The following is a 22,429-nucleotide window of genomic DNA, read 5'->3' as shown; positions in this document are numbered from 1 at the left end:
GTCAATTTTGCCTCATGATGACGGCGTATGTGAGCCAGTGCCCACATGCTTGGCGCGGAAACAACCAGATCGTTTTACCCCTAAGGCCTTACCATCAGACCGGGGCCCGCGATCCGGGGCTCTTCGGGGAAGATCCCACGTCCGACGCCAGGTAGGCGCTTGGCGCAGCCGCCATCTCGACATCATTCAGAACCACACCCATGACATCCGCGTTGAGCGTTTTCAGGTGGTCCAGCGCCCTTCGGGCCATCGCGCGGGTCGTACGGCCCACCCGATAGACCAGCAGGACGCTGTCCGCCACGGGCGCCATCAGGGAAGAGTCGGCCACCGCCACCAAGGGGGCGCCGTCGATCACGATCACGTCGTAGTCGCGCTTGAGTTGATTGAGGAGGCCGCGACGGATGAATTCATCCACCGCCTCGGTCGGGCTGAGGAGTTCCGGGCCGGCCGGGAGGATTCGCAGGTTGTCCAATCCGGGACTGGCCTGGAGGCTGGACGGCGCGATGCCGGCCAGTAGAAAATGGTATAGATCTTTTCCACATTCCATTACACTCCGTCCCTCGGTAAGCACGTGGGTCAATCCGGTGTCGGGTTCGAAGGGGAAAACGGTATGCAGGGCGGGTCGCCGGACATTGGCCTCGAGGAGCAGCGTTGCCTGATGGGCCTGTGCGCAAGCGATCGCCAGGTTCGAGGCCACAAAGGTTTTCCCCTCTCCCGGCACGCTGCTGGTCATGAACACCACTTTGCATGAGGGATGTTTCTTCCAGATGGCCGCCCGAAGAATGCGGAAACTTTCAGCCTCGTAAGATTGCGGTTGATAGTGGGTGATCATCGAGGCGAAGACCGGGGCCGCCGGCGCGCGCATTCCATCCGCAACGCTGCGTTGTGCCCCCGGTGGCCTCTTGGACTCTGCGTGCGGCACCACGGCCAGAACGGGCATCCGGAGTTGCGATTCGACATCGCTCACCGTATGGAGGGTGAACTGGTAGGACTCCTGAACAAAGGCAATTCCTACGCCGATAAGAATGCCAAGCAGGATGATCGCGGCGAGGGGTAGAGGCGAAAACCGGCGGAGCGACGAATGGGGCAGGAGCGCCAGTTCGAGAACGCGCACGTAGTCCGATCGAATCGAATCCTCGATCTGCGCGGTCTGCCAGTTCTGCTCCGCGCGGTCGAGCATGGTCTGAAGTCGCTCCACCTCGCGTGACAGTTTGGCAAACTCCACCTCATCGGAGAGGTACGTCAGATTCGCCTTCTCCAACGTGTTTTTTTGACCGGCCAGGTATTGGGTTTTGACATCCAGATCCTGGAGCATCAAGTCGAGCGAGCGGATCAGCTGGTTCTTGGTCTCGTCGATCTGCCGATCCAATTCGACCACCTCGGGGTGTGATTCGGTCAGCAAAGTCAGTTTCTCCTGCCTTTTGAACAGGAGGTCCAGATATTCATTCCGGATCAGATCGTAGCCCGTCGGCGCGTCCATGATTTCCAGCGAAGGCATGGTATCGGCCCGGGCCGTCTGCGGTTGTCCGAGGGCTTGGATCAAATCCCGAGCCCGGCGGGATTGCTGGTCGATGCGCAATGTTTGTTCGTCCAAATCCAGGATTCGGTTCAAGTGAACCTGGAGGGCCGAGTGGCCTTCAACCATCCGGTGCGTCAATTTGAAGGCGTTGAGTTTCGCCTCGGCATCCTGAAGGGCGGACTCGATCTTCGACTTGTAGACGCTGGAAGCCTGTTCCGCCCATTCTCCCCTCTCCGTGCTGCGTCGGCTCCGATATTGCTTGTAGGCGAATGCGGTGAAGTTGGCGACATCGCGCGCCTCGCGGGCGTCGTTGGATTCCACGAGAATATCGATGATGTGCGTATGGCCTCTTTGCGCCACGGAGACTTTTCCCTGTATTTCCGCCGCCGTCTCCTGGAAGACACGGTTCCGGGCGGCTTCCTCGTCGGTCACCCCCTTGGGGATGCGTCCCAACTCCTGGGCCACCAGGGTCATCACCGCTAGGCTTCGGATCACCTGGAGCTCCGTGGTGAGATCCATTCCCGAGAAGATCGGCGCCCCGGGCGATTGCGCCGATGCCAGTTCGATGCTCGAATGAGTCCGATAGACCGATCTCCGGAAGAGAAGAAAAGTAAATCCCACGACGATGGCCACGATCACGGAAATCGCCAGCGTCTTTTTCCTTCGCTGGAAAACCCTTTCGAGGCGCGATCGGGGGTGGGCGCCCGTCATGCCGGCGCCTCGACAATGTGCACCATCGGATGGCGTCGCAGATCCATCACGGTGGATTCGTCCGGGGGTTCCCCGGGTTCGCCAAGCGATTCCACCATCGGCCGCATCGGGTGCTGAGTGAGGGGACGCACCACTCGGGCCAGTTTTCCCGTCGACAGCCGGACGAGCGTTCCGGCCGGATACGGCGTGAGTCGGCGCAGCGCCGCCATCCACATGGCCTGCGGGAAGAGCGAGGAACTCTCAAGGATGAGCGCGTGGAACGCGTCCAGAAACGCCCTGCCCGCCCGGTGCGGTCGCACATGCGTCACGCTCTCGATCGTGTCGCAGAGGCCGAGGATCTGAACAAGACGGTCCACGTCCTTGTCTTTGAGCCGGCTTGGATACCCCGAGCCGTCCATGCGTTCGTGCTCCTGCGCCACGAGGCGGACGATCGATTTCTTCAGGCCGGCCCCCGCGAGCAGACTCGATCCGCGAGTGGGGTGCTCCTCCACGATACGGCGTTCCTCGGGCGTGAGTGCGCGCTGGGCTTGGAGAGTTTCCGTCGAAACCGTGAGCATCCCCACATCATGCAGGAGCGCCGCCGAGGCCAGGATGAGCAGGTCCTCCCCCTCGACATTCCAGTCCGGGCTGGTTGCGACGGCCAGGATGCAAACATAGAGGGAGTGATCGAAAACGAAATTCTGTCTGTACGATTCGACATCGTAGTGGAAGACACGCTCCAGCCAGACATCCGGTTGAAGTCGAATCTGCGGAACCGCCTCGGCCAGAAGAGTGAACAGCTTGTTCCACGACGGGGCCCCCTGGCGCATAACGAGGTCCAGAACCGTGCCCAATTCCTGTCTGAGCGGCTGAAGCAGACCATCGACTTTCTTCCGCTTCTTCCGGAGCTGGACGGACTCTTCAAACGGCTCGAGAACTACGCGTTCCACCCCGCGCCTACCCCTATCGTCATCCTTGACGCCATCGGTTCCTTCATGTGCCGACGGCTATCTTATTACGATCCTCACTCCCAATCAACCCCATGCCCATCTTTGTGAAGGATACCGATGTTGACAAGCCCCGTCATGGATGCAAGGATGCCGGTATGCACAGGAGGAAAAAGTCGGCCGTTTGGCTCGCGCTCCTGGCCTATATCGGGATTGGGTTGGGAGGATCGGAAACGATTGTCTTGTGCATCGAGGGAGGGCGGATGGCCATCGAGGTGGGGGGGTGCGACGCCCACGACGCGAAGACCCCATGGCCCATCAAATCGTCGTCCCCGAAGCGGAGCGAAGGGGACAAACCGGTGAAAGTTCACAGCGAGCCCTGCGTGGATATTCCGCTCATCACCGCCGGTCTCAACGATCCGCTGATGCTCGCGGACAGATTTCCTTCTCCTTCTCCATCCTCGCTCGTGTCCATCCGATCCCTCGTCGTTTCGTCTCTCATCCCGCGTGTGACCGATAGCCTCCTCCCTTACTCCACGGCGAGAGCCGCTCCGTCCCTTCGCCACCTCCGCGCGGTCGTCCTCCTGATCTAGTTCTTTCTCCCCGCCTGCCCTCATTCAAAGGCAGGCGCCCGTTTCAAGTTGTTCCAGACTCAAGCCTGAATGGCTTGGAATCCATCCGATTGCGATTTGGAGGTTTCCTATATGCGTCGATTCTTGATGACCGTGGTTGCCATTCTCATAGCCTTCGACGGCGGGGGCGGGAGATCGATGGCCGCCGAGCAGACTGAAGGCGCGGTGACGCTTGCCGCCTTGATCGAACGGGCGCTGGAGCGGAGCGAATCGATCGCGTCGCTCCGAGCCCGCGTCGAACAAGAGCGCTACGCCGCCCGCCAGGCGGGGGCATGGCAGAACCCCTCCGCGGATCTTGCCGGCGGGCTGAAGAGCGAGTCCGGAACAGGGGCGCTGTTCGAGGTCTCCGTGTCTCAGCCCGTTTTCTATCCCGGCAAGCAACGATTGCGACGCGAAATCGGCGAGCTGGATACGGAAGGAGCCGAAGCAGACCTGCGGGAGACGGAACTCTTCGTCATCCGGGAGGTGGTTGCGCTTGCCTACGAGTATGTGACCGGCCGGCGGAAAACGGAGGTCAATGAGGAGCGACAGAATAGGTTCGAATTGATTCGCACGTACTTGACCGGCCACCTCCTGCCTTCACCCCAACAGAAGGTTGAGCGTCGATTGGTGGAGAGGCGCCTGGCCAATCTGGCGACCGAAGCCATGCAACTCCAAGGGCAAGTCAAAGCAACGTTCGAGGGGCTGAACTTCTACGCAGGCCTCCATTCCACCCCGCCGCCGGATATCGAAATTCCACGGCTTAGCGGATCGGGCGCCGTCGATCGAGCGAAGTGGCTCGCCGCCGCGATGGAAGGCAACGTCGAGTTGGCCGCCGGGAAAATTCGCCTGGGCGCGGCGCGGAAGGAGAAAGACCTCGCGCAACTGGAAGCGAAGCCGGACTTTACGCCGGGAATTTTCTACGAACATGAGAGAGGCGGAACGGCTCAACGCCTGATCGGGGCGGGGATCTCGCTTCCTGTCCCGGTGCTCAACCGGAACATCGCCGGCATCGAAAGCTCCGAACGAAAGATCGAGGCCAAGCGGCGGCTACTTCGGTTCACCGAGCAGCAGATCGAGGCCCGATTGGGACGGCTTTGGAACGAATACGAGGCCGCCCGATTTGCGGTGCAGCGATACCCGGAATCTTTGTCGAAGGAACTGGACGCGGGGCTGAAAGAGGCCGACGAAGAATTCCGGAAGGGTCGCCTGGACCTGCTCACGTTCCTCGAACTCGATTCGGAAATCGCGGAGACGCGCCTTCGGGCGCTCGATGCGCAGTTCTCGCTCGCCGACAAGGTTCTGGACTTGCTCGGCTTGGCCGGTGAACGGGATGTGCTGTCCCTACTCGCGACTCAATAGGAGGTCATCCCATGCTGAATTGGCTGGTTCAACAAAGTCTTCGAAATCGAACTACGGTCCTCCTGCTGTTTGCCGCCGTTGCCGCGATCGGCGCCTATCTCGTGGCGAATTTGCCCGTGGACGCCGTGCCGGACATCACGCCGGTGCAGGTCATGGTCAACACCGACACCAAGGCCCTGGACCCGGAGCAGATCGAGAAGACCGTCACCTTTCCCATCGAGACCGAAATGAGCGGCATCGCCCGCGTCAAGGAGGCGCGATCGCTCTCCAAATACGGCCTCTCCCAGGTGATCATCAATTTCGAGGACGGGACCGACATCTACTGGGCGCGTCAGCAGGTCGCGGAAAGGCTTCAGAGCGTCCGAGGCGAGCTGCCGGGGGGCCTCTCTCCGGAGCTTGCGCCGATCACCACGGGCTTGGGCGAGGTGGCCATGTACGTGGTGCTGGCCAAACCCGGCAGTCCCCTGGCTTCCAAGCCGGAGAAGGAGCGTCTCCTCCACCTCCGAACGCTCCACGACTTCGTTGTCGTGCCCTATCTCAAGCGGTCGATCAAGAACGTGGCGGGGGTGGACTCCATCGGAGGCTACAAGAAGGAGATTCACATCGAAATCCATCCGGAGAGGCTGGAGCGATTCGGCCTCACCATCGAACAGATCGCCGAGCGCCTGGAGGCGCTCGGCGAGAACTTCGGGGGGGGCTATATCCAGCCCAAGGGCAGGCAAGTGATCGTCAGGACCTCCGGCCGCGTGGAAAACCTCGAGGAGATCCGCGGCCTCCCCATCAAGCTGGACGTGCGCGGCAAGCCCGTGGCCTTGTCCGAGGTGGCGGACGTCCGCGAGGGCTATTCCCAGCGGGTGGGCGGAGCGACCTACAACGGCGAGGAGACGGTGTTGGGATTTGTCTTGATGCTCGCCGGAGCCAACTCCCGGCAAGTGGCCACGGACGCAGAGCGGGCACTCAAGGTGGCCCCCATGCCGCCCGACGTGGAGCTCAAGCTTGTCTACAGCCGGAGCTACCTCGTCAACGCAACGTTGAAAACCGTGGCGAAAAACCTCGCCGAAGGGGCGGCCCTGGTCATCGCCGTCCTGGTCATTCTCCTGGGCAACTTGCGCGGCTCCGTATTCGTTGCTCTCGCCATTCCCCTGTCGATGCTTTTCGGTTTTATCGGGATGAGGTGGCTGGGTGTTTCCGCCAATCTGATGAGCCTGGGCGCCATCGACTTCGGCCTCCTGGTGGATGCCGCCATAGTGATCATCGAGAACACGCTCCGCCGATTGGAGGAAAATAACGGCAAACTCGACGCAAAGACTGTATCAACCTTCCGATCGTCGTCCCCGGACGTGGGCCTTACGCGAGGCCTGGCAAGGCCCACGAGCGAAGGGGGCGATCCCGGTTCCCGCCACTCGCTTCAGGATGCGGCCATCCCTGGCCGCCGTCAGATGTCGCGAGTGCCGTTCGCGTCCGACTCACGGATGGATCTGATTTTGGATTCCGTATCAGAGGTGATCAAACCGGTCACTCTTGGCATGTTGATCATCATGCTCGTGTATGTGCCGATTCTGGCCCTTGAAGGGATCGAAGGAAAACTGTTCCAGCCGATGGCCGTGACAGTATTGATGGCTTTGGGCGCCTCGCTTATCGTTGCGGTCTTCCTGATGCCGATCCTGGCTTATCTGTATTTGAGGCCGGTAAGGGCGGGGAAGCTAAAAGAGACCCTCGTGTTCAGGCTCTTCCGCAGGATGTACCGGCCGGTTCTCGACGCAAGCCTCCGGCATCGCGCCATCGCCCTGGCCCCCGCGGTCGTCCTGCTCGTCGCCGCCCTGCTCGTCTATCGCCGCATGGGCGCGGACTTCATGCCGCCTTTGGATGAAGGAGATTTCGTCATCAACCTGACCCGGTCATCGGACATCGGCGTGGACGCCTCCCTGCGGATGCAGATGAAGAGCGACAGGGTGATCGCGGACTTCCCTGAAGTGGAGGAGGTCTATTCGCGGGTCGGGACGGCCGAAGCCGCGATGGACGCGATGGGCGTACACCTCTCCGACACCTTCGTGATTCTGAAAAAGGACCTTTCCCAGTGGCCCGCCACGGCCCATGGCGGGCGGCGGACCAAGAAAGAGCTTTATGGGGCCATCAAAGAGGCCCTTGAGCGTGCGACGCCGGGCCAGGAGGTCAGCGAAAACCAGCCCATCGAGATGCGCGTCAGCGAAATCCTCGAGGGCAGTCGCGCCGACGTGACGCTGCGGATCTACGGAAAGGATTTGCCGCTGCTGACCGAGCTCATCGAGAAAGCCATCACCGTCCTTGAGAAAGTACCAGGAGCCGAGGCGGTGGAGATGGACGCCCTGACCGCGCTGCGAAAGAGCCCGGTCCTCAGCGCCCACCCCGATTACACGGCCATCGCCCGTTACGGCTTGAACATCCACCAAGTCAACGACCTCTTGGAGGCCGCCATGGCCGGCAAGGAAGTGGGGAGTTTCTACGAGCAACAATGGCGGTTCCCAATCGTGCTGAGGGTGGCGGAGGAAAAGCGCGAGAACATCGAGACGATTAAGTCCCTGCCCGTCGGCATAGACGGGGGAAGCATCCCCTTGCGCAAGGTCGCCGGCTTCAAGATCAAGGGCGAGGTTACGACCATCTCGCACGACTACTCGCAACGGTACGCGGCCGTGGCGGTGTTCCTTTCCGGGAGGGACATCGTGAGTTTCGTGGAGGAGGCCAAGCGGGCCGTGGCGGAAAACCTGAACCTTCCCGAAGGCTATTCTCTCAGTTGGGGCGGCCAGTTCAAGAACCTTGAGCGAGCGCGGAAACGATTGGCCGTCATCGTGCCTCTTATTCTGGCGGCCGTCTTTCTTATCTTGTGGCGGACGTTCGGCACGCTCCAGCAGGCGCTGTTGATCTACACCGGGATTCCCCTGGCCGTAACGGGAGGCGTTTTCGCCCTCGCGTTTCGCGGAATCCCGCTGAGCGTATCGGCCGCGGTCGGGTTCATCGCCCTCACGGGGATCGCCGTGCTCAATGGAATGGTGCTCATGACATTCTTCAACCAACTGCGGGCGGAAGGAGCCGACGCGCGTTCGGCGGCGAGAGAGGGCGCCCTCATCCGCCTCCGGCCGGTCCTCATGACCGCCCTTGTCGCCAGCCTCGGATTCCTGCCGATGGCCCTCAACACGGGCATCGGGGCGGAGGTCCAGCGACCGCTGGCCACCGTCGTCATCGGCGGCGTATTGACATCGACCCTGCTGACCCTGATCGTCCTGCCGGCCCTTTACGCCTGGGTGGAAAGAGAAAGTCGATCTTCATGAAAACGGTCCTGCCAGGGCGGATCCTCAACGGGGGAAGAGCCCTGCAAGGCCGGCCGCAAGCCACATTTTGCTTGACCTCCCGGAAGCCGCCGGATACAAGGCGGGGCGAAAGGCGGTGAAGATCATGAAATATTCATTCAAGAGCTAGTCCATTCTAGCCACGGTTGCCACTCTTGCCATGGCTGCCCTCTACGCGTGCAGCGACGACGAAGCGGAGATCTCATGCCCGGCCGGCAAGACCAAGGCGGCCGTGACGGGGGGGAGTTGCTTGACCCTTTTTAACAAGATCTGCGCATGCAAGCCGCTTCCAACCGGGGTCAATCAGGCCGACTGCGACCTCCTGGCCCAAGGATATACCTGCGACGACCCGGGGGAAGCGATCAGCGATTCGGAGTGCTCGGAGATCCTGACTTCGATCGAACAGACCAAGACGGACATTTGCAAGTCAGACTTGAGCTGATCCGACCCCGGAAGATTTTCTAGCGGCCGGCGCAGGAGCCTCTGCGCCGGTGTGTTTCTCTCAGAACAGGCCGGCGAAGCGCAGCCTTCATCAGCCCATTCACTGCCCGCTACACGCCTGCGTCATGCCGCAGGTGCGGCCCGTAGAGGGCATCAAGACCGCCGCCGGAATTGTACTCCTCCACGGGATGGGCTGCCGCGTGGAAACAACAGGTGTGGGTGTTTTCCCAGGATGGTCATGAGAGGACTCCGGCCGACGAACTCCACCGTGACATCCTCCATCGCTTCGGCGGTGCAGGGATACTTGGCGCATCCGAAGACTGAAGTCGGTGTCGGGATCGCTGCGTTCCCTCCGGGATCCGTCGCTTAGAGCCTCTGATAGAATGCCGATTCGTAGGGGAGCATCTTCAGATGCTCCCAATACGGGCGGATCTAAAGATCCGCCCCTACGAATTGCTCCCTCTTGTCGGGAGGGTCTGAAGACCCTCCCCTACGCATCATGACCAACATAAACCTTTCAAAAAATGGCAAAAGTCGAGCTGAGTCGATCAGATCCCCCTGGGATCTCCCCTCCTGGACACTCTTGCCCCCGTCCCCGCTCCGGGGGCATCACCCCGGCGCTCCGGCGCGATGCCCCCAGCGACTCCGCATCTTCGAAAGCCCGCATCACTTGAGAGATTGGGCGTACGTCAGGACGTCTCCTGTTTCTTTGTCGGTCAGGCCGTTGTCTTGCAGACCGCTCGGCATGGTTGCACCCGGGTGACCGATCCGGATCTTGTGGAGCGTCTCCCAGGGATTGTCGTTCGCCATGTCGCCGATGTATTCCTCCTCGGGCGGTTCGTGGGCCAAGTTCATCTTCTTGCCATCCGTCCCGTGGCAGCTTGAGCATTGCGCCTTGCCATCGAACAGTGTTTTCCCGTTGGACGAGTCGCCCTTTCCCGCTTTTGTGGATGAATCAACGTAGGTGGCCATATCGATGATCCCGGTCTTGATGAATTTGGTCACCGATGCCAGCTCTTCATCGCTGAGCAGTGAACTAAAAGTGTGGCCGGCGACGGACACACCTTTCAGGGCGTCGCCGATCTGCACGCGGGTTTTGTCCTTTGCGCCGATGATACCGGCGATACCCGTCAGGTGGCTGCCCTTGGAATAGGCGCCGTCCTTTCCCTTGTAGTCCCAGCCGTGGCATTCCTTGCAGCGCCACGTGTCGGCTCCGCTCTGCTTACCGGTCGACGGATACAAGGCGTGATTGCCCGTGGGCTCGGTGGTGGTCTTCTTGGATACTTTCCACCACTTGTCGTAGATGAGCCCGCCTGTCTTCAGGGACGCGGAGGCCCACGCCGCTCCAAGCGACTGCGAGTAGGCCAGCAGGTTCGGCAACACGTCATTGCTCACACTCTGCGGAACCGTTCCGGGCATAGTGGAGCCGGGGTTCCCGAAACGGGCCTTGTGGAGAAACTCCCAGGGATTGTCGAGCGCGAGATCGCCGAGGTATTCCTCGTCATGGAACTCGATCTTCATCCCGTCATCCCCATGGCAGTTGTTGCAGCTCATGGTAGTCGTGTAGACCGTCTTGCCCTGAGTCGCGTCGCCGCCTGTGGCCTTCTTGTCCGAACCCACGACGCCACCGGAATCATACAAACCTTCCAGGACGAACCGGGTCAGATCCTTCACTTCGGCGTCGCTCAACACCGTCGCGAAATTGTGGGAAGCATTGGGTTTCCCACGGAGGGCGTCGTAGACCTTGCTTGCCCCCTTGGCGGCGGCCGCGTTTATCCCCGTTATGCCAGTGAAATGGCTGCCCTTGGCGTAGGCGCCGTCTTTGCCCTTGTAGTCCCAGCCGTGGCATTCCTTGCACCGCCATGTGTCGGCTCCCTTCTGTTTCCCATCGGCCGGATAAAGGGCATGGGTGTCCGTGGGCTCGGTCGTGGTCAGTTTGGATACCTTCCACCACTTGTCGTAGAGAAGGCCCCCGTTGGCCACGCTGGCCGTGGTGAGATCGACGTCAGCGGTTTCGCTGCCGCAACCTGCGAGCAGGACTCCGGCACACACGGACATGGCCAGAAAGCCGAAGGTCCACCCTTTGAATGTTTTGACCCTGTTTTTTCTCATTGTGTTCTCCTTTTCAGAGCCTCTAACAAAATGCGTAGGGGAGGGTCTTCAGACCCTCCCGACAAGAGGGAGCATCTGAAGATGCTCCCCTACGAATCGGCCTTCTGCTAGAGGCTCTTAGATATCGCACGGGCCTTTCTTTCAGTTATTAGCCGCGCCTTGGGTGATCCACGTTTTGATGGTTTCGTATTCGGCCGAACCGGCCGTGAGGGCCATGGTGATCCCCTTCACAAGAAGTTTGCTTTCCGCCGGCGAGTCCGTGTTCACAAGGGCCTTGATCGTGGGGTAGTCGCTGGCGACGACGCCCGACAGCTTGTAGGACCCAAACCCCGCGCCGGCGTGACAGCCCGAGCATTTGGATTGAAGGATGGGGTAGACGTCCCTGCTGAAACTGAGCTCGATCTTGTCCTCGACGACAACCCCTTCGGGCGCCGCGACTGTCCCGTTCACCACAACTTCTTCTTTGGCTTCACCGCGCGAGAAGGGATCACCGCACGCGGACAGGGTGAGCAGTGAGCCGTAAGCCGTGAGCAGCAGGACGAGAACCCGGACCGAAGGAGAGAATTGCATTGATTTCGGCATGAACACCTCCCACTCAAGAATTCGACGGCGGTTATGATTAACCTCGCTCACTCGTTTTTTCCCTTCGCTGCGGAAGGAGGGACGCCGCGGCCGGACGAACGCCGGCCGGGTCGACCGTCCTAGTCGCTTCCGGCACGGCTTGCGCCTCCTGCGCGCCGGAAGAGATAAACCAGCGCCCAGGCGGCGCCGAGGACGGCCAGCGGGATCCAGGCGGACTTCAGCAGACTCCCTCCCGCCTCCACTTCCAGCGGGAACTGCGCGCGCGCCATTTCGATGTGGGTCGGCCCACGGCCCGGCACATCGGGCTTGAGGTGGTATTCGAGCACCGCCTCCACATGGAGAGTCCTTGGAGGCTCAGGGGCTTTGAACGAGAAGGATTCCCGAACCGTTTCCTTGGGCGAGGGACGGTTGTCGCGCAGGACCTGCGTCGCATTGAGCAGCATCCCGGCGGGATCGTCGGCGTCAATCTCGCGACCCGTCGCATCCGCCACCACGCGCCGAAAATCCGCCGTCTTTTCCTCCAGTACGCGCCGGCGGTCTTCGTCCAGGAGGCGCACGGTCAGGACCAGCTGGCGGGTCGGAATGCCGGTGGGCAGTTTGTGGCCCGACTCCTTGTTCGTGACATATACGATCGCCTCGATGCTTTTCTTGGTCTTCTCGGCGACGAGCGCAATCTCCGCCGCCTTCTCAACCTGGATGAGGGAGTGCCCCCCCATGAACCCATGCGAGGTGGCCGTCTTGATGCTCGCCACCACGTCCGAGTCCACGATCGGAAAGCGGACGTCGTCGGGCATGTGGCAGTTCTGGCATTGCGTGCCGGAGTGGGGATAGGGTCCTTCCGCCCATTCCGTGAAGGTGCTCATGACGTGAAACCCGTGCTTGTTCACGACCTCATGGCAGGCGCCGCAGAACTCCGATTTGAGATGCGCGGGCGAATATTCGTTCTTGTGGCCTTTCTCGGTCAGTTCCTCCGCGGCGAAGGGTCCCCGTTTGGTCTTGCCGGGACTGAGTACGAGGCTGCCCGGCGATCCGACCTCGGGCAGATTGGACACGGTGTGGCAAACGTCGCAGGTCACGCCCTCGCGCGTGATGGGATCATCCAGTGTGAAGTCGCCGGTCCGTTGCGCGAGGGGAGCATGGCAGACAAGGCAGGACCTTCGGTCGGCCTCCGACGCCACCTGATGGAAAACCATCTGGAAGATTGGCTCGGAATACGATTGGGCGTGCATCGTATTCCGCCACTCGGCGTGGATGCTGGAGTGACACTTGGCGCAGGATGCCGCCGACTCGAAGTTGTGCGTGGGCCCTCCCTGGGCCCCGAGGACCAGGATGACGATGATTTGAGCCCACATCCCGGTACCCTCCTCAGCGGCCCGGAGGGCCGGCTGGTTTGAGCGACGCGGCTTTGTCCGTGGGCGGCGCCGCGAACTCCTTGGCCAAAGCCGTCAGGCCCGTCATGGCTCCCAACCCCATCGTTTCCACCGCGCTGGAGGGAACGATGATGACCGTCGAGTTCTGGCGCATCCCTTCCAAGAGGATGTTCATGGCGCGCAGGTGGAGCGCCACGGGGTGGTCGGCGTAGCTCTTGGAGGCCGCTTCAAACTTGGCGGCCACTTGCACCTCGGACTCGCCGAGGATGACGCGAGCCTGCCTTTCCCGTTCGGCCTGGGCCTGCATGGACATGGCATCCTGCAAGCTGGCCGGGATCTTCACGTCCCGGAGTTCTACCGAAACGACGTGGACGCCCCACGGCGAGGTGCGGCTTTCGATCATCTCGGACAGCACGCGATCGATTCTCTGGCGACCGACCATCATGTCGGACAGGTCGGCGCTCCCGATCACGTCCCTCAGGGCCGTTTGAGCCGCCCACGCGACGGCGTCCGCGTAAGATTCCACCTCCAATGCGGCACGTTCGGGATTGACTACCCGCCAGAACAGGACCGCGTCCACGTCCACGGGTACCGAATCCTTCGTCAGAGTCTGCTCCGCCGCGAACGGCGTGGTGATCGTTCTCAGGTCGATCCAGTACGGGATGGCATCCAGGATGGGGAGGATGCCGAAAAAACCCGGACCCTTGAGGCCCTGGAACTTTCCCATCCGGAGCACCACGGCTTTTTGCCACTGTTTGGCCACGCGGAACGCCATGAGGAACAGAACCGCGGCGATCACCCCGCCGGCGATGCCGAGCGGCGTCCCGAGCAGGAACGAAGCGGCGGCTCCAGCGGCCAGGAGCAATGCCCCGATCGTAAGTGTGACTAGATGTATGCCCATGCTAGACCTCCTTCAAATGGTCAAATGCAGTCGTGTGAGGCTCTCACGCACACGGGATCGTCTGCACGATCCACAGTACGCGGCCCATTCAGTCATGTTCATGCCGAAAGATCGGCGGAGCGCGCGGAGAACGGATGAATCGGCGCTCTCCCCGCCGCAGGATGGACACCTCTGCTCAGACCCCGAGGCTAAGCCTCGATGGCGGCCATCGAGGTTTAGCCTCGATGGAAAGATCAAAGCGAGGAACGCGCGGCGGGTCGGTTCCATTTCCGTGTCTACTCCGATGCCGCTTTTTGCCCCGGGAAATAGGTTCGGACACGCTTCGCCACTTCCCCCGCGGCGAGGTGTCGCCCTTCCCGGACTTCCCAGATGGAGACGATGGGGAAGAACCGGCTGAAAAGGACGTACAGCAGGCAGAAGCCCGAGATGCACCCGGCAAAGAGAAGAATCTCCACCCAACTCGGCATGTAGTGGCTTTGCGGATAGGGAAGCATCGGCCGAACACCGGAGGGGACGATGATGACGAAGCGCTCCAGCCACATTCCGATCACGACGAAAATGGAGGCCCCCACGCACCCCGCCACGGAACGCCCCTTCCCGCGGACCAGTATGGTGAAGGGCAGAAGGAAACAACATGCCACCATCGCCCAGAAGGGCCACGAGAACGATCCTCCGATCTTGGAGAAAAAGATGGACAGTTCTGACGGGACGCCGCCGAAGTAAGTCGTGAGAAACTCCGCGAAGGTGAAGTAGAACCACAGGCAGGTCATGACCAGCATCAGGATCCCCAGGTAGTTGAAATGGACGGGCTTCAGGAAGTCCTCGAGGTGGTACGCCTTCCGGAGGATGGCCATGGCAATGAGAAGTGCGGCGATGCCGGAGTAGATGGCTCCGACGACGAAGTACGGGCCGAAGATGGTGGAATGCCACATCGGTTTCAGCGTCATGGAGAAGACCCACGACACGACGGTATGGACGGAGATAGCCACCGGGATGACCACGACGGCCATGACGGCAATCACCCGCTCGATGACCGCCCTTTGTTCCGGCGTATCCTCCCACCCAAAAGAGAGGAGATGGTAGAGATGCCGCCGCCATCCTTGAACACGGCCCCGGAGGAACGCAATGTCCGGAATGAGCGGAAGGTAGAGGTAGATGGTGGAGCCGGTCAGGTAGGTGGTGATGCTGCACACGTCCCACAGGAGCGGGGATTCGAGCCGTCCGAATCGGAAGACGTTCAGGAGGCGGTCCGGACGACCCATGTCGAGAATGATGTTCCCCGCGCCGAAGAACAGGACAAGAACGGTGATGACTTCCGCGGAGCGGGTGATCGCGCGGCGCCACTCGGCCTGGGAGATTCGGAGAATGGCTGAAATCAGCGTGCCCGCGTGGCTGATGCCGATAAAGAAGATGAAATTGATGATGTAGAAGCCCCAGAAGACGGGCCGGCCAAGGCCCGTCACGCCCAAGCCATATTGCAATTGGCGGCTGAACGCATAGAGGGCCGCCAGGGCCACGGAGCCGAGGACCAGAACCGCCACCCAAAAAGCGGGGCTCGGTTTCCCGAGGATGGGGGCCAGCAGGACCTCTTCTCCCGGTTCCAATGTCGGCACGGAATAGGATTTCGATCCTTTGGCGCCCAAGGCGAGGAAGGTGTAGGTCAGGACCGAGGCGAGAAGCAGGAAAACGCCTCCTACCAGCGAACCGATGAAGACGGCCGGCAGCCAGATGTCCCCAAGCCGGTGCAACGTGAACGCGCGCCAGGCAAACCAGCCCACCACCGTCAGCGCGAACCCCCAGAACCCGACCAAGCCTCCGGCCTGAACGTAGAACGCCCAGTCTCGCCGCGCGCCAAACCCGGGTGGAGGCATGTAGGCGGGGGTCGGCGGGAGAAAAACGGGCGGCTTGAGGTATGCGGGCGCCGGTGGAGAAATGGATCTCATGCGCCCTCCCTCAGATAGTAGACCTTCGGCTCGGTGCCCAAGTCTTCCAGCAAGTGGGTCGTCCGCGGGCTCTCGGCCGCCCGGGCAACCTGAGTGGACGGATCATCCAGGTTTCCGAACGTGATCGCCTTCGCGGGGCAGGCCTGTTGGCAAGCCGTGCGGTAGTCTCCATCCTGAATCGCCCGGCCTTCCGCGGCCGCGTCGTCTTTCGCTCGCTGGAGCCGGTGCATGCAGAAGTTGCACTTCTCCGTCACGCCTTTGTGCCGGATGGAGACATCCGGGTTGAGGCCCCGGACGGAGGTTTCGGGCCATTCGGGCTCAGTCCAGTTGAAGTATTTGCAGGTGTAGGGGCACGCGTTCACGCAATACCGGCACCCGATGCAGCGATAGTAGATTTGCGGCACGAGACCTTCCGGGTTCCGATACGTCGCATAGACGGGGCAGACCTTGGTGCACGGCGGGTGTTCGCAATGCTGACAGGGCATCGGGATCATGCGCACGGTCGCGTTGTGATTTCCGTCCTGCGCGGCGCGCAGAACTTCCATCCACCGGATGACACGCGTCTCCGGACTGTCCGTGGGTGATCCGAACGGAGCGTTATTTTCCTGGGCGCACGCCACGGCGCACGCCCCGCACGCCGTGCATCGATCGAGGTCGATGACCATTCCCCATCGGTGCTTTCCACCGTTGTTCTTTGCATGGGAATCGGGCGCGGTGGTTGACACTAGATTTTCCTCACTTCAACTTGAGTCCCTTCCCAGGTGTGCCGACGCGTATCCGGGTCCAATGAGGGCGCCAGCAGTGCGGTGGGATCGGCGCCGTGTCCGTCTGCAAACACGCCAAGGGCTTTTCGACCGAGGCCGAGCGGCATCGCCACCGCGGAGGGATGGATACCGTGGGCGACCCGCGCCACGGTTGTAAGAGCGCCGAGGTCGGAGCGCACCTCAACGCGGTCTCCGTCTTGAATGCCGTGCTGAGCGGCGGTTTCCGGATGGATTTCCACCCAACTCGACCACACCTCGCGCCCGCTGGGCGCCGTGAGTCCGTGGAGATAGGGCAGATGTGCCCCTTCGCCGTACGGGAAAGCGAGGAGGGGGTAAACATCAAGGCGCAGCTTCTTCCCGGCCCCTTTCGATTCCGGAACCGGGGGGGGACCCAATACGAATCTCGCGGAGCCTGCCGGCCTCGCGGACTCGGCGGGGAAGGCCCACGTACCGCCCTTTTTCGCGAGGCTTTCGGCCCCTGCCTCGGCCAAGAGCCGGTTGACAAACTCCTCACTGTTTCCCCACGGCAACTTGCTCCCACTCCGACCGGCCAAATCGAAAAGGACATCCATTCCGCTGCGCGTAGCGTGGAGAGGCGGAAGCGCGGCCGGTCCGACACTGAGCACCGGCTCTCTCGAAAACGTCATCCCCCAACGGAACTGGCGGCTCTCCAAGGGTGTGGACAGGGGCAGAACAAGATCGGCGGTCCGGGCGGATTCGTCTTCGAAAGAGCCGAGAACAATAGTGCGAATCGACGCTGAACCGAGCAGACGGCTCCAGGCCGTCGAATCGGCCAGGCCAAAAAGAGGATTCGCCTTGTAGAGTATTACGACTTGGGGCGACGGCCGTTTACCTTCCGTCACCTCCGCAGGATAGCCATCCGCAGAGGGCGAGGTGGAGTAAGCAGCGGCTTGGATGGGAACACGGCCCCCCGGCAGAATACCTCCCGCCACGCCGATAGATCCCACCACCAGATTCAGTGCGGTTACGGCGCATTGCTCGGCCAAGCTGCCTCGCCGGCCCACGGCAATCGCGGGGCGACGATTCCCAAACTCCTCGGCGACCTCGCGGATGGATTCGGGTTCGACCCCGCATTCCAGCCCAAGGTTGTCGCCCCCAAATCTCGAAAGAACCCATTCTCGGTAGTTCCCAAAACCTTTCAAGGACTCGGCCTTGGGATCGTGCCGTCCCTTCTCCAGCAGCACCGCGGCGATGGAATGGGCGAAAGCGGCCCCGCCCTCCGGACGGATCGGAATCCACCTGTCCGATTTGAGCGCCGTGATCGAAAGACGGCTGCCGGCGTGAACCATGCGGATCCGCCGATCGGAGCGCGATCGGCGGAGTTCGGCAAAGGTTCTCTGCATCTCGATGGGGGAATGAGAGGCTTGCAGCCAATCCGACTGGATCGTCAGGATGTACTCCGCGCGGGGTAAGTCGTATCGCGCGTTTTCCACCCCGAGCATGAGGCGAAAAGCATCTTCGGGTAATTCGTACATGGGTACCGCGAGACGGACCACACCGGCGCCGCGCAGTTCCTGGACCATGCGCGTGACGACCTCAACTTCCGCCGGCGACGCCGTGGGTCCCACGACGAACAGAATGCCCGCCCGCCTTTCTTGCGCAGCGCGCAGCTCAAGGGAGGCCGCTGCCAAGGCGGCGTCCCAGGGGACGCCCTCCATCGGCTCCTGTTTTGACTTTCGAAGGAGCGGCTGAGACAGCCGGGCCGGGTGGTAGAGATTCTGGATCTCGGCCGCGCCCCGCGGGCAGATGCCTCCATCATTGACCGGATGGTCCTTCAGGCCTTCGACCTGGACCGCATTGCCATCCACCACACGGACCCTGATCCCGCAGCCGGCGGCGCAGGCCCCGCAGAGGGTCTCCACGTATTTTTCGATTCCGGGGCGGAGCGACGGCGCCGGCCGAACCGGCACGTCTCCCACGATCCGCTGGAGGTTAATTTCATGGCATGCGGTGGAGGCCGCCGCGGATGCAGCCACCACGCCGAGGAAATCCCTCCGTTTCATCGGTGGCAAGCTGCGCAATCGGTTGAGGCGTTCTTCGCCCGGTGGCAGTTGATACACCGGGACATGGAAATGGGCGGCGTGGCGACCGTGAAGGGGTGAGTCCGATCCCGAACCTCCCCATGGCATTCCACGCAATCGATTTCGCCGACTTTCACGTGCCGTCGATGCGAGAAGAAAACGTGGTCCGGCACCGCGTACACCCGTTCCCAACCGATCGGTTCGGCGTCATTTACCGCCTGTACCACCTTCGCTTCTTCGGGACCTTCCCCTTGTGCTTCCAAGTGGCAGTCCTCGCACGCGGAGAGTTCGGGAAGAGTGGCCTGAAAACCGATTTCGACGCGCGCGTGGCATTCTTTGCACTCCATCTCTTCCCCGGCCACGTGGACCTTGTGGTTGTACGCAACGGGCTGGCTGACCGGCCGACTGCAAGCCTGTAGGAACAAAGGGAGCGCGAGCATGATCCGGCCTACAGTCTGTGACATCATGAATAAGAGGGACTACTCTTCCTTTTCTTCTTCCTCTTCCTCGGCTGCACCCTCCTCCTCGGGAGAAACCTCCACCTTCGTCTTGTGCTGGCTGAGCCAGGTGGCCATCGCCTTAAGGGTTTCCTCTCCCTCTTTCTTGAAGTTCTTCTTGTGTTTGATCTTCTTCCCCTGCTGGTACAGGGAGTCTTTCTCCACTTCCTTGCTCAGCCATTTCGAGAACCAAGCCTCCTCGTACTTGAGTCCCACTCCGGAGAGGTCGGGCCCTTTCGCCCGTTTCCCCGCCTTGGAGACCTTCTTGTCGATCTTGTCCAGCTTCATCGAGTGGCACTTGGAGCACTTGCTCGAGAAGACCTCCTTCGGGTCGGGGCCGGCCTTGGCCAAGGCCGGCAGCAGGAGCATGGGTACAATGATCAGTGACGACAGATATTTCATTTACAAACCTCCTTCGCCAAGAGAATTTCCATCACCTTGCTTCCACTAGGAGTTCGCAGGAATCGTGCCGTCAGACGAAGATGGGGTTTCCCGTGAAGGGCGATGGTTCAGGGTGTTACGACCCATGCCGCGGGAGTGCGAGAGGGCGATTCACGACAGAGCGACGAAGGGCTTCGTTCGGCAGTAACGCCGGTTCAGAAATGGACGATTGAACCGAGGGTTATGCGCTGCGCGAAGGATTCACATCCGCGTGACAGAGTCACAATGTCGAGAATACCCCTCGTTGCAAAACAGAAAGGGGGCATTCTTCTTTTTCGTCTCTGCTTTGTGATGAGCCGGCATGAATTGGGAAATGATGAATGCCCCCTTTTCCGCGTTGCCGGCGACCTGCACGGGGTGTAAACTCAAACAGATGGCACGGCCCTTCACCACGAAAATCAGCGTCGGAGGCTGGGGGAACGGCGGTCCCGGAAAAGGTGAGGAAATTGAAGTGTTGGTCGATACCGGCGCCGCCTATACCTCCCTCCCGAAGAATCTCTTGGAGCGCCTCAAGGTCCCGGTTCGCGGCGCGCTAAAGCTGCAAATGGCAGATGGCAGCATCATCGAGCGATCCTTCGGCCCGTGCGAGGTGAAGGTCTTGGATCGATGGGTCGGCACCACGGTCGTGTTTGCAAATGAGGCGGATCTCCCTCTGCTCGGCACGAATACCATGGACGATGCAAGCGTGGACGTGGATCTCCATGGAAAGCGCCTCGTCCCTGTTCAAGCGATCCAAGCCTGAATCAAACCGTCCGTGGAGCCGGTTCGGAACATACCCGGTCAGGCGGCTGAGCCGCATTGGAATCCGCACCCTGCGGTGTGGTCGAGAGTTGACCGCCAGCCTTCTGTCCATGTGCCGGATTTCCACGGATGTGACACATGGGAAGAATGTCGAGCGCCGACCGGGAACTTCTCCTCATCATCCCACCACCTCAAACGGGCGCGCAAGCGGCTCTCTTCCGAGTCCGCCGCAGGCGGATTGCAGGTGGTGGGATCATGCGCGCCGGGGCGCCGAGCCACACGCTGGGTGATGGATCGAGGAGCGGAGGAGCGCGGAAAGGCCGAGAACGCCGTCCCTGGGCCCTGAGGCCCCGGAATTCGCACCCGCCTTCTGGCTACGCCCCCATTCTGAATAGCAAGATGGGCACGCAGGGTAGCTACGAGGACGACAGGGGTAGAGTCCGGTGGTAGGATCTGTACGTGAGTCCGCTTGCCAAGATAAAGAAACTTGCCATCGCCCGGAAACTTCAGTTCACGGACAAGGCGGAAATCGAGCGGCTTCGGGATGGTCTGTCCGTCGAAGATGTTGTAGAATCCATCGTAAATGCCAACGCCATCAAGAAGACGCTTCGTTCCAAGTCACCAATCTTGGCGCATGAGAAGCTGTATGTCATTGAGAGCCCGAACTACTCGGGAATGTGGATTTACACCAAAGGAGTCATCCGCAAGATAGCGGGGGATGAAGTATTCTATGTCTTTATCTCGTCGAAGCGTTCCATCTAGCAGGGCAGTACAGTATTGTCCGCTCTGCGGGGCAAAGGCGCTACGGTACCAACGGGGGACCATTCGCCTCCGCGTGGGCGGGAAGGTTCATACTTTTGTTGATCTTCCCTACGAGCGGTGTGGCCATTGCCGGCGGAAAATTTTTGACTATTCCACGAGCCAGGTTATGGACATGGTTGTTCTGCGGGGGCGCAAATCGCTCGCTGCATGAGAACGCTGTCATGCTGAGTTGAAAGCCTTGAACTTCCTTTCCGGTGCGTGCTCAAAACTTGTCAACCCCCATGCCTGACCCCACCCCCCCCTCTTGAGCGGTGGATCGCGGCGTTTGGAGGAAGATTAGGAAGAGCTATTCTATTGTATTGGCCGCTGCACTCTGGTCCTCCTGTGGGGACGACAGTGAGGGAAAGAGATTCATCCCCCTTAGATTCTGGGCGAGTAACGACAATGCGGTTCGAATTGCTTGGCCGTATGCCGCATGGACGGAGGGGGAAATCATTTCACCGGAGTTAGTTCGGTACAGTATTCTTGTTAAGGACCTTACGAGCGATGATGTTCTAACTGTGGACAGCCTCACCATGAAATGGAAAGGCGAAGATGAGAGAGGTGTTCCCGGTAGACAAATCCGGCTGCAAATTTCCCCTCTCGGCTTGAGCCGCAATTCAATCGTGGGGAAAAACGCGCAGGGTTCTTTTAGCGTCTGGTCTCTCCCAGAATTGGACTTGAGGCTGGTAGCACTTGAGACCTTGCACCCTGAACTATACGAAGGGAATCTTCACCATCCCTGGAGTACCGATTGGGCGGTACGCGGGAATTGGCTCGTCTACGCCGTGAACAGTGACATATACCTCGAAGACCCAGGTGCACCCTTCGACACCAGCCCTGTATACGTCCATGATCTAGGGACAGGACAGACGAGGTTCCTTGGAAAAGGACGTTCCATAAAGGTGTCACGAGACTACGCATACCTTCAATACGATCGCGTATTCCGCCTATCTGATCTCTCAGCGGTGTCTGTACCGAGGAGCTTGAAAGAACGCACGGCAAACAGCCTTGCCATTTCGGATCGTCTCAGTTCTCTAGGTGGAAACACGCTTGCCTACTGGTTCACGGACACCCGAATGTCAACCGACTTAAAATGTGATCCTTTGATCGGGTTGTTCCCAGGTGAATGTAGTGACGGCATCATTGACTCAAACGAGAAAGTCGCCCTAGGCTTGACAAGCTGGGGTCAGGTACGGCGGGGTATTGGCGTGTGGAATCTACGCACCGGTGTAGACAATGAGCTAAATATGCCCACTAATGTACTTTAACATATTCTCCATATCTGCTATGCTCTCCTCAACAAGGAGGGTTCATGGCCAGAACGATTCGGTTGACGCGG

Annotated in this window: 18 protein-coding genes; 7 read left to right on the top strand and 11 right to left on the bottom strand. The window is 60.7% G+C overall.

Annotation, left to right across the window (positions count from 1 at the left end):
- Window positions 1-94 precede the first annotated feature (94 nt).
- Window positions 95-2,230 (bottom strand): hypothetical protein, encoded by a 2,136-nt coding sequence (locus HYT87_18130; protein ID MBI2061662.1) that lies wholly within the window; start codon window positions 2,228-2,230, stop codon window positions 95-97.
- Window positions 2,227-3,159 (bottom strand): HD domain-containing protein, encoded by a 933-nt coding sequence (locus tag HYT87_18125; GenBank protein ID MBI2061661.1) that lies wholly within the window; start codon window positions 3,157-3,159, stop codon window positions 2,227-2,229. The genes HYT87_18130 and HYT87_18125 overlap by 4 nt, the downstream gene beginning before the upstream one ends.
- 155 nt (window positions 3,160-3,314) lie before the next feature.
- Here HYT87_18125 and HYT87_18120 point away from each other — a divergent pair, with 155 nt between their 5' ends.
- The 4 genes from HYT87_18120 to HYT87_18105 all read left to right on the top strand — a co-directional run bounded on the left by HYT87_18120 (window position 3,315) and on the right by HYT87_18105 (window position 8,894).
- A complete protein-coding gene (locus tag HYT87_18120) occupies window positions 3,315-3,749 on the top strand; it encodes a hypothetical protein (protein ID MBI2061660.1) in 435 nt (144 codons plus the stop codon).
- A gap of 111 nt (window positions 3,750-3,860) precedes the next feature.
- Window positions 3,861-5,129 carry a TolC family protein gene (locus tag HYT87_18115; GenBank protein MBI2061659.1) on the top strand — a complete coding sequence of 423 codons (1,269 nt, stop codon included), beginning with the start codon at window positions 3,861-3,863 and terminating at the stop codon, window positions 5,127-5,129.
- 11 nt (window positions 5,130-5,140) lie between these two features.
- A complete protein-coding gene (locus HYT87_18110; GenBank protein ID MBI2061658.1) occupies window positions 5,141-8,434 on the top strand; it encodes an efflux RND transporter permease subunit in 3,294 nt (1,097 codons plus the stop codon).
- A 178-nt stretch (window positions 8,435-8,612) separates the two neighbouring features.
- Entirely contained in the window at window positions 8,613-8,894 is a 282-nt protein-coding gene (locus HYT87_18105) for a hypothetical protein (GenBank protein MBI2061657.1), read from the top strand.
- Window positions 8,895-9,559: 665 nt separating this feature from the next.
- Here HYT87_18105 and HYT87_18100 read toward each other — a convergent pair.
- From HYT87_18100 to HYT87_18060, 9 genes are all read right to left on the bottom strand, one after another.
- Window positions 9,560-11,005: a c-type cytochrome gene (locus HYT87_18100; protein ID MBI2061656.1), complete on the bottom strand. Its 1,446-nt coding sequence runs from the start codon at window positions 11,003-11,005 to the stop codon at window positions 9,560-9,562.
- Between the two features lie 141 nt (window positions 11,006-11,146).
- On the bottom strand, window positions 11,147-11,587 hold the full coding sequence (locus HYT87_18095) for a hypothetical protein (protein MBI2061655.1): 441 nt from the start codon (window positions 11,585-11,587) through the stop codon (window positions 11,147-11,149).
- A 119-nt stretch (window positions 11,588-11,706) separates the two neighbouring features.
- Entirely contained in the window at window positions 11,707-12,939 is a 1,233-nt protein-coding gene (locus HYT87_18090) for a hypothetical protein (GenBank protein ID MBI2061654.1), read from the bottom strand.
- 13 nt (window positions 12,940-12,952) lie between these two features.
- Entirely contained in the window at window positions 12,953-13,858 is a 906-nt protein-coding gene (locus HYT87_18085; protein ID MBI2061653.1) for a slipin family protein, read from the bottom strand.
- Between the two features lie 275 nt (window positions 13,859-14,133).
- Complete coding sequence (gene nrfD / locus HYT87_18080) at window positions 14,134-15,801, bottom strand: polysulfide reductase NrfD (GenBank protein MBI2061652.1); 1,668 nt, start codon at window positions 15,799-15,801, stop codon at window positions 14,134-14,136.
- Window positions 15,798-16,466: a 4Fe-4S dicluster domain-containing protein gene (locus HYT87_18075; protein MBI2061651.1), complete on the bottom strand. Its 669-nt coding sequence runs from the start codon at window positions 16,464-16,466 to the stop codon at window positions 15,798-15,800. The genes nrfD and HYT87_18075 overlap by 4 nt, the downstream gene beginning before the upstream one ends.
- A 59-nt stretch (window positions 16,467-16,525) precedes the next feature.
- Complete coding sequence (locus HYT87_18070) at window positions 16,526-18,589, bottom strand: molybdopterin-dependent oxidoreductase (protein MBI2061650.1); 2,064 nt, start codon at window positions 18,587-18,589, stop codon at window positions 16,526-16,528.
- The gene (locus tag HYT87_18065; GenBank protein MBI2061649.1) at window positions 18,586-19,074 is read right to left on the bottom strand and encodes a cytochrome c3 family protein; all 489 of its coding nucleotides are present in this window, start codon (window positions 19,072-19,074) and stop codon (window positions 18,586-18,588) included. The genes HYT87_18070 and HYT87_18065 overlap by 4 nt, the downstream gene beginning before the upstream one ends.
- Before the next feature lie 12 nt (window positions 19,075-19,086).
- Complete coding sequence (locus HYT87_18060; GenBank protein ID MBI2061648.1) at window positions 19,087-19,506, bottom strand: c-type cytochrome; 420 nt, start codon at window positions 19,504-19,506, stop codon at window positions 19,087-19,089.
- 340 nt (window positions 19,507-19,846) lie between these two features.
- Between HYT87_18060 and HYT87_18055 the strand changes: the two genes are divergently transcribed.
- From HYT87_18055 to HYT87_18045, 3 genes are all read left to right on the top strand, one after another.
- Window positions 19,847-20,287 (top strand): retroviral-like aspartic protease family protein, encoded by a 441-nt coding sequence (locus HYT87_18055; GenBank protein ID MBI2061647.1) that lies wholly within the window; start codon window positions 19,847-19,849, stop codon window positions 20,285-20,287.
- A 458-nt stretch (window positions 20,288-20,745) separates the two neighbouring features.
- Window positions 20,746-21,048 carry a hypothetical protein gene (locus tag HYT87_18050; GenBank protein MBI2061646.1) on the top strand — a complete coding sequence of 101 codons (303 nt, stop codon included), beginning with the start codon at window positions 20,746-20,748 and terminating at the stop codon, window positions 21,046-21,048.
- The gene (locus HYT87_18045; protein ID MBI2061645.1) at window positions 21,017-21,259 is read left to right on the top strand and encodes a YgiT-type zinc finger protein; all 243 of its coding nucleotides are present in this window, start codon (window positions 21,017-21,019) and stop codon (window positions 21,257-21,259) included. Before HYT87_18050 ends, HYT87_18045 begins: the two co-directional genes overlap by 32 nt.
- Window positions 21,260-22,429 lie beyond the last annotated feature (1,170 nt).

This window comes from Nitrospirota bacterium, assembly GCA_016180645.1.
Taxonomy (GTDB): Bacteria; JACPQY01; JACPQY01; order JACPQY01; family JACPQY01; genus JACPAV01.
Note: the sequence above shows the minus strand (reverse complement) of the source record. Positions and strands in the feature narration are given on the sequence as shown.